At 39.2% G+C, this 8,336-nt stretch carries 8 protein-coding genes and 1 pseudogene; 5 read left to right on the top strand and 4 right to left on the bottom strand.

Annotation, left to right across the window (positions count from 1 at the left end):
- Positions 1-478: pseudogene (locus tag AC6F75_RS07855) on the top strand (patatin-like phospholipase family protein); the annotation flags it as partial.
- A gap of 1 nt (position 479) precedes the next feature.
- On the opposite strand, the gene AC6F75_RS07850 reads toward AC6F75_RS07855, so the two are convergent.
- Positions 480-1,004: a DUF7935 family protein gene (locus tag AC6F75_RS07850; RefSeq protein WP_500714429.1), complete on the bottom strand. Its 525-nt coding sequence runs from the start codon at positions 1,002-1,004 to the stop codon at positions 480-482.
- Between the two features lie 198 nt (positions 1,005-1,202).
- Here AC6F75_RS07850 and AC6F75_RS07845 point away from each other — a divergent pair, with 198 nt between their 5' ends.
- Together AC6F75_RS07845 and AC6F75_RS07840 are read left to right on the top strand one after the other, a co-directional pair.
- Complete coding sequence (locus AC6F75_RS07845; protein ID WP_500714428.1) at positions 1,203-3,521, top strand: UvrD-helicase domain-containing protein; 2,319 nt, start codon at positions 1,203-1,205, stop codon at positions 3,519-3,521.
- Between the two features lie 209 nt (positions 3,522-3,730).
- Entirely contained in the window at positions 3,731-4,348 is a 618-nt protein-coding gene (locus AC6F75_RS07840; protein WP_500714427.1) for an L-threonylcarbamoyladenylate synthase, read from the top strand.
- 47 nt (positions 4,349-4,395) lie between these two features.
- On the opposite strand, the gene AC6F75_RS07835 is transcribed toward AC6F75_RS07840, so the two are convergent.
- From AC6F75_RS07835 to AC6F75_RS07825, 3 genes are all read right to left on the bottom strand, one after another.
- Positions 4,396-5,256, bottom strand: coding sequence for an OmpA family protein (locus tag AC6F75_RS07835; RefSeq protein WP_500714426.1), 861 nt, complete (start codon positions 5,254-5,256; stop codon positions 4,396-4,398).
- A gap of 76 nt (positions 5,257-5,332) precedes the next feature.
- Complete coding sequence (locus AC6F75_RS07830; RefSeq protein WP_500714425.1) at positions 5,333-6,346, bottom strand: glycosyltransferase; 1,014 nt, start codon at positions 6,344-6,346, stop codon at positions 5,333-5,335.
- Complete coding sequence (locus tag AC6F75_RS07825) at positions 6,343-6,786, bottom strand: type I restriction enzyme HsdR N-terminal domain-containing protein (RefSeq protein WP_500714423.1); 444 nt, start codon at positions 6,784-6,786, stop codon at positions 6,343-6,345. The genes AC6F75_RS07830 and AC6F75_RS07825 overlap by 4 nt, the downstream gene beginning before the upstream one ends.
- Before the next feature lie 26 nt (positions 6,787-6,812).
- Here AC6F75_RS07825 and holA point away from each other — a divergent pair, with 26 nt between their 5' ends.
- Both holA and menA read left to right on the top strand, forming a co-directional pair.
- Positions 6,813-7,811, top strand: coding sequence for a DNA polymerase III subunit delta (gene holA / locus AC6F75_RS07820; protein ID WP_500714422.1), 999 nt, complete (start codon positions 6,813-6,815; stop codon positions 7,809-7,811).
- Positions 7,812-7,841: 30 nt separating this feature from the next.
- Positions 7,842-8,336: 1,4-dihydroxy-2-naphthoate octaprenyltransferase (gene menA / locus AC6F75_RS07815; protein ID WP_500714421.1), on the top strand; the 495-nt coding region annotated here is incomplete at its 3' end.

Below are 8,336 nucleotides of genomic sequence, written 5' to 3'. Positions count from 1 at the left end.
TGAGTATAAGTCTATCAGGGATTTTGATTACAATGATTTTTGTGATTGGATGTGGATTTCTTCAAACTATATTCCGTTTATGTCCCTGGTTACCAAAAATGGTCATGATTATGCCGATGGTGGTTTTGGGGCGGTTTCGCCCATCCGGCAGGCTATTAAAATGGGCGCCAAAAAAGTGGATGCCATTATTCTTGAAGCTGAGAACATGGAACACAATAAAGTGCTGGGTAAAAACCCCTTTTCATTGATGGTTGATTTGTTTGGGTTTATAGTCGATCAAATAGAATTTCATAACATAGCCGAAGGTAAATTGGCAGCACTTACAAAAGATGTAGAATTAAACCTGTATTACACTCCTACCAAACTCACTGAAAACGCATTGATTTTTGACAAAACCCTTATGAAAAATTGGTGGAAAAGAGGCTATGATACCACCGCCAAAAGGGTTGCCTCAAGTAAAATTGATTTTATTCCTTAAATTACATCATTTCAGAAACTTCCTGTTTTAAGTAAAGCAAAGCTTTTTGTGAAGGCGTTGTTTGATCCATAAAATGCTGGATGATGGTTTCCCTAAGTTTGGCAGAAGTATCCACTTTTTCATTCATAGCTGTTTTTCTAATAATCTGAATCGTGGCATTTTTAGCTGCATAAACCATATTCCAACAGTCGTTGGTAATATATATTTGCTGGGAGATGTTGTGTTCAAATTCCTGTTCGATACTTTTGGTTAGCAGAGCCTCATAGGTATCAACATCATCAGAAAAAGGAGCAACTCTTACCAATAATTTGTTGGGCGAAATGCGCTCCAGAAACAACGTAAGTCGCTCATAAGCCTGAAGTCTTAAAGGGAGTATATTTTTTTGTGCTTCTTTATGAAGCAGATACCTGCGGCGACCTTCCTCGTTTGCCGTATGGCTTATAAAAAAATGATAAGCAACAATTCCAACAACTATGGCCGGCAACAAATAGGCTAAATAACTTAAAACTTGACTTAAATCCTGCATAAACTTTTTTTTAAGGTTTCAAATATACACAATATGAATGTAAAGTATTTTACTTTTTCAGTTCGTTAAGATATTAGAGGTTGATGGGACAAAAAAGAGTGATATTAATCTTTTTTGAATTGTTAGTAATTTATCATGATTCTGCTTAATAATTAAATCGTGAATTATTAATTTCACAACCTCTAAAAAGGAAACTCATTGCAAAATTATCTCAAACAATTAAATGAAGCTCAACTGGCTCCGGTGTTACAAAAAGACGGTGCTATGATCGTGATTGCCGGCGCGGGCTCAGGAAAAACCCGTGTCCTAACATACCGCATAGCTCACCTGATGGAGCAAGGGGTCGATGCCTTTAGTATACTGGCGCTGACCTTTACCAATAAAGCGGCGCGCGAAATGAAAAAGCGCATTGCTGAAATTGTGGGTGCCAGCGAAGCAAAAAACCTGTGGATGGGAACTTTTCATTCTGTTTTTGCAAAATTGTTGCGAAGCGAGGCAGCCAAATTGGGTTACCCTTCAAATTTTACCATTTATGACACTCAGGACTCTCAAAGCGTCATCCGGGCAGTTATTAAAGACATGCACCTGGACAAGGACATTTACAAATACAAACAGATTTATTCCCGCATTTCTTCCTGTAAAAACAGCCTGATTACCGTAAAGGCCTATTTCAACAACCCTGAACTAATCGAGGCCGATGCCATGGCAAAAATTCCCCGTTTTGGTGATATTTATAAAGCTTATGTGGAGCGTTGCTTTAAAGCAGGAGCAATGGATTTTGATGATTTGTTGCTAAAAACAAATGAGTTGCTCACAAGGTTCCCCGATGTCTTAGCAAAATATCAGGACAGGTTTAGGTATATTTTAGTGGATGAGTATCAGGATACAAACCACAGTCAGTATTTAATTGTAAGGGCACTTTCAGACCGTTTTCAGAATATTTGCGTAGTGGGTGACGATGCCCAGAGTATTTATGCCTTTCGCGGGGCAAACATCAGCAATATACTCAATTTTCAACGGGATTATGACGATGTGAAGGTGTATCGCCTGGAGCAAAATTACCGCTCTACCAAGAACATCGTCGAAGCTGCCAATTCCATCATCGAAAAAAATAAAACCCGCCTCGAAAAAGTTGTTTGGACAAACAATGAAGCGGGAAATAAAATACTGATCAACCGCACCATGACCGATGGTGATGAAGGCCGTTTTGTGGCGAGTTCCATTTTTGAAAACAAAATGAATCACCAGTTAAAAAACAGTGACTTTGCCATTCTTTACAGGACCAACGCCCAGTCCAGGGCGATGGAAGATGCGCTTCGTAAAAAAGACATTCCGTATAGGATTTACGGAGGTTTAAGCTTTTACCAGCGTAAGGAAATTAAAGATGTCATCTCTTATTTACGTTTGATTCTCAATCCCAAAGACGAGGAAGCCTTGAAACGCGTCATAAACTATCCCGCACGGGGAATTGGTGACACTACCCTCGATAAATTGATAATAGCGGCCAATCATTTCAAACGTTCGGTTTTTGAGGTGATGGAAAACATCGACAAGGTGAATTTAAAAATCAACAGCGGCACCAAAACCAGACTTCAGGATTTTGTGATGATGGTCAAAAGCTTTCAGGTGCTTAATGAAGGTTACAACGCTTTTGAAATTGCTGAACACGTGGTGAAAAAAACAGGGTTCCTTCAGGAATTGAAGAAGGACGGTACACCGGAAGGCATTGCCCGTATTGAAAACATTGAAGAATTGCTCAATGGTTTACGCGATTTTGTGGAAGAACAAAAAGAAATCGGCGAAGCCACTGGCTCGCTCAATGAATTTCTTGAAGACGTCGCTTTGGCGACAGACCTCGACAACGAAAAAGGCGATGACGACCGTGTGGCCTTGATGACCATTCATCTGGCAAAAGGATTGGAATTTCCTTATGTGTATATTGTCGGGCTGGAAGAAGACCTCTTTCCAAGTGCCATGAGTATGAATACCCGTGAAGAGATTGAAGAAGAACGTCGCTTGTTTTATGTGGCACTTACCCGTGCTGAAAAACAGGCTTACCTTACTTACGCCCAAACAAGATACCGCTGGGGGAAACTCGTGGATGCTGAGCCCAGCCGGTTTATTGAGGAAATTGACGAAGAATTTTTGGAATACCTCACCCCAATTACTGAAAACAGATACAAACCACTATTAGACCCTGATATTTTTGGAGAGGTTGACAAAAGTAAACTTCGGTTGCGAAAACCTGCTAATGGCAACCCACCTAAAGGCCCTTCTGAAGCACAACTTCAAAAATTAAGAAGATTAAAACCGGTGAGCAGTTCCTCAGGAAGATTGAATGCTGAATTGGAAAACCTGACCACCGGAACGATGGTCGAGCATATGAAATTTGGCAAAGGAAAAGTCATTCAAATAGAAGGTGCCGGTGCCGATAAAAAAGCAGAAATCGATTTTGAAAATGGCGGACTTAAAAAATTGATATTGCGTTTTGCTAAACTCAACATACTGGAAAACTAAAACTTCAGACAATGTCAGTAACCAACAATATAATTATGCTGCCCTTCATTTTCAGTATAATTTTACTATCGCTTTTGTTTTTTATACCATCAGTTAGCAGGAAGCTTCAAAAAGAAGTAAAGCTTAATACTATTTATTGTCGACTATAATTTTTATTCTTAATTGAATACCCTTAACTTTAGTCATTAATTGTAATATAAATTTTTGTTATGGCTAAGTTGATTAAAATATATAATGAAAATCCCAATGAAAAGCAAGTCAAAGAGGTTGTTAAAGTGCTGAAAACTGGTGGTGTAATTATATATCCCACCGATACTGTTTACGGTTTGGGTTGTGACATCAACAACAACCGGGCGTTGGAAAGGGTTGCACAATTGCGGGGTGTAAAAGTTGAAAAAGCTAATTTTTCTTTTGTTTGTGAAAGCCTGAGTAATCTTTCAGATTATGTCAAACAAATTGACACACCAACCTTTAAAATGCTGAAGAGGGCTTTGCCGGGGCCTTATACTTTTATTCTGGAAGGTAACAACAACTTACCCTCTATTTTTAAAAAGAAAAAAACTGTGGGTATCAGGGTTCCTGATAATAATATAGCAAGAGCGATTGTAAGAGAGTTGGGCAACCCTATAGTTTCAACTTCCATCCGTGATGAAGATGAGGTCATTGAGTACACCACAGACCCCGAACTGATTTTTGAAAAATGGGAAAATCTTGTTGATGTTGTTGTTGATGGCGGTTATGGAGGAAATGTAGCTTCAACTGTAATTGATTTGACTCAAGGTGAGCCACTATTAATCCGGGAAGGAAAGGGTGATTTAGTGATATAAAAAAAGTCCGGCAATGCCGGACTCGTTTTTTATTTTTCAATCAAACCTTAATTGATGGCAGGATCTTTTAGTCCTTCTTCAATCATTTCATAGAATTGCTCAAGTTTTGGCAATACTACGATTCGTGTTCTTCTGTTTTTAGACTTTCCTTCTGAAGTAGCGTTGCTTGCAACAGGCACATATTCACCTCTACCACCTGCAGTCATCCTTGCTGGGTCAACACCAAAGTCTTTTTGAAGTGTTCTTACAACTGCAGTTGCTCTTAGCACACTCAAGTCCCAGTTATCCTGGATACCCGGCCTGCTGATTGGCACATTGTCAGTGTGACCTTCCACAAGGAATTCAAAGTCAGGTTGGTTCTTTACTACCATAGCTACTTTTCCAAGTACTTCTCTTGCCCTGCTTGTAAGGTTGTAACTACCGCTGGCAAACAACAACTTGTCAGAAATATTTACAAATACAACTCCTTTTTCAACACTGATTTCAATGTCAGTGTCATCCAGGTTGCCAATGGCACCTTTCAGGCTTTGTACAAGTGCCAGGTTAACAGAGTCTCTTCTGGTAACTGCATCCTGCAGTTTTCTGATGGTCAACTCTTTTTCCTGAAGGCTTTGAAGGGATTGTTGTAAATTTTCTGCTCCTTTTTTGGAAAGTTCAGTAAAATCCCCAATGCTTCTGATCAAATCCCTGTTGGTTTCATTCAAATAAGCTACCTGACTTTCAAGCGAATTGGCTTTTGCTTGTAGTGCTGCCCTTTCTTCCAAACAAACGTTGAGCTTAACAGTTGTAGAATTTAACAGGTCCTGGCAGTTTTTATATTGATCCTCAAGTTCTGCATATTTTTTTTGAGAAACACACGATGAAAAAAGAAGCGCAATCACACTTCCGAAAACAATTATTTTCTTCATAATTCTTGGTTTTTTTTATAGTTAAATTGATACCCAAATTTACCAAATTTTAGGCCAAATTTCTTAAACTTAACAATTATTTAAATGTATTTTCTTTAAGGTCGTTAAATCGTTTGATTTTTTTTGCGAAATATGCAAAAACAATTGAGGTGGTCGTGTGAAAATTCTTCTTTTTTAACAACTTCCCTCTTTTTTTAATTGTTTTACTAAAGTGAAAATAAAATGAAAAATGTGCTTTTATTAGCGCATAAAAGTGGTTAATCTTAAAAGTGACCAAAAAATTAACGCCGGCAACCCCGTCAAGTAGCATTCTAATAAATATTGTCGAGAATAGTTTACTTTTCGGAAGGTGTTTTTGCAAATTAAACAAGGAGTTCCTAAAATTGAGATAGGTCTTTTTAGGGTTGAGGGTATCCAGTGTCCCGCCACCCACATGATACACTTTGGAATCCCCCACACAAATAACCTTGTAGTTTCTGGCGAAAAATTGCCAGCACAAATCTATCTCTTCCTGATGCGCAAAATAGTCTTCGTCAAAACCTCCGGCTTCCCAAAAATGAGTGCTTCGCACAAAAAAACAGGCACCGCTTGCCCAGAAAATCTCTGAAACCCCGTCATATTGTCCTTCGTCTTTTTCAAGGGTGTTAAAAATTCGGCCACGGCAAAAGGGATAACCGTATTTGTCGATAAAACCCCCGGCCGCCCCGGCATATTCAAAAGAGTTTCTGTTGTGGTAATCCAGTATTTTTGGTTGGGCAGCTGCAAGGTTTTTATTGATTCGAAATTCCTTAAGGACAGGTGTAAGCCAGCTTTCAGTTACTTCAACATCAGAGTTCAACAACACATACACATCAGCATCAATCTGTTTCAGCCCTTCATTGTATCCACCGGCATAGCCTTTGTTTTCTGAATTTTGAATAATTTTTATATCTGGAAAACAATTTTTAAGTAATGAAAGAGAATCATCAGTAGAGGCGTTGTCGATGATATAAATTTCAGCTTCACTCTTAGAATGTAAAATAACGCCGGGAAGAAATTCTTCCAGCAGTTTTCTTCCATTCCAATTAAGTATGACTACAGCAGTTTTCAAGGGTGTAAAGGTAAATCTTTTAAAAAAACATAGGCTTGTTTTTCATAATCCATTTTACAAAAGTAATGTTGTAACCCGTTAGTCACCATCAGGTAAGTGGCATTCAAACTCAAATTGTAACGGGCAATCTGGTCAAAAGTGTCTTGTGTAATTTCAATTTGTGGTGCTTTACATTCAACAATTAAATGAATACTTCCATCAGAATTAAAGACAACAACATCATATCGTTTTTTCATTTCGTTGATTACCAAAACCTTTTCGACGTTAATAAGCGATCTGGGAAACTTTTTCTCAACCATCAGAAACTGAACCACATGCTGCCGCACCCATTCTTCGGGAGTGAGTATCACAAACTTTTTACGGATGGGGTCAAAGATGGAAATTTTATTTTCGCTACTTTTGAACCGAAAGCCGTATGCCGGAAAATTGAGCTGCTGCATCCCACAAAAATGAACATTTTTTTTCAATGGAAGAAGTAAAACGCATAGCAAACGATATAAAATCAGGAAAAATAAAACCCCTTTACCTGCTCACAGGCGAGGAGCCTTTTTACATCGATTTTTTGTCAGACTATATCGAAAACAACATCCTTACAGAAACCGAAAAAGACTTCAACCAAATGGTGCTTTATGGCAACGACGTGAGTATTGACGATATTATCAGTCAGGCCAAACGCTACCCCATGATGGCCGAAAGGCAGGTCATAATTGTCAAGGAAGCCCAGGAGTTGGCCCGCACCATTGAAAACTTAACCCCCTATTGTGAAAACCCGCAACCCACTACCGTGCTGGCGATTTGTTACAAATACAAAAGCATTGATAAGCGTAAAAAACTGTACAAAACCTTCAAGGCCAACGGAGTGATTCTTGACGAAAAGAAACTTTACGAAAATAAAGTGCCTGACTGGATTTCAAAAATGCTTGCCGCCAAAGGCTATAAAATTACACCTAAAGCGGCATTGATGCTTCTGGAATTTTTGGGCAATGACCTGAGCAAAATCAATAACGAACTCAACAAACTCACTCAAATCATCAAACCCGAACAAACCATTACCCCAGAGTTGGTTGAGGAAAACATAGGCATCAGTAAGGATTTTAACAATTTTGAGTTGCAAAACGCCATTGGTTCAAAAAATGTTCAAAAGACGTTTAGGATAACTAATTATTTTGCTCAAAACCCAAAAGACAATCCGTTGGTGATGACAATAGCGCTCCTGCATTCATTTTTTACCAAGGTGTTGAAATACCACGCACTATCAAATAAAAGTACAGCTGCCAAAGAATTGGGCATCAATCCTTTTTTTATAAAAGATTACCAACTGGCAGCGTCCAATTATCCTATGAAAAAGGTGAGTGGCATTATTGCCAAACTGCGCGATATTGATATGAAAAGCAAAGGAGTGGGGGCCGCCAATTTAAGTCAGGGCGATTTGCTCAAGGAATTGCTGGCTGAGATTTTTAATTAATTTGTATTTTTGTCCAATCCATTTAAAACCATGTCTAAAACCAAAGCCTGGATCCACGCCGCCCGATTGCGTACCCTTCCGTTGTCCTTTTCCGGAATTATTGTAGGCTCGGCGATGGCCTTTCGTGTAAACGCATTTGAAACGTGTATCTTTATCCTGGCACTGCTCACCACACTCGGATTCCAGGTGCTGTCCAATTTTGCAAACGATTATGGCGACGGTTTGAAAGGAACCGACAACGACAACCGCATAGGTCCCAAACGCGCCATGCAAAGCGGCTTGCTCACTGCCACCGAACTCAAAAAAGGGATGATGCTTACGGCACTGCTCACCCTGATTGTTGCCGTGATTCTAATCTATACCGCATTTGGTAGTGAAAATACCGGCTATATGGTCTTGTTTTTTCTGCTGGGCATTGCTTCCATTGCGGCGGCCATAAAATATACCGTGGGTAAGTCAGCTTATGGCTATAAGGCGATGGGAGATTTGTTTGTGTTTTTGTTTTTTGGATTGCTTTCAGTGGTG

The sequence above is a fragment of the Planktosalinus sp. genome (assembly GCF_059864935.1).
This window is presented reverse-complemented; position numbering and strand designations above follow the sequence as displayed.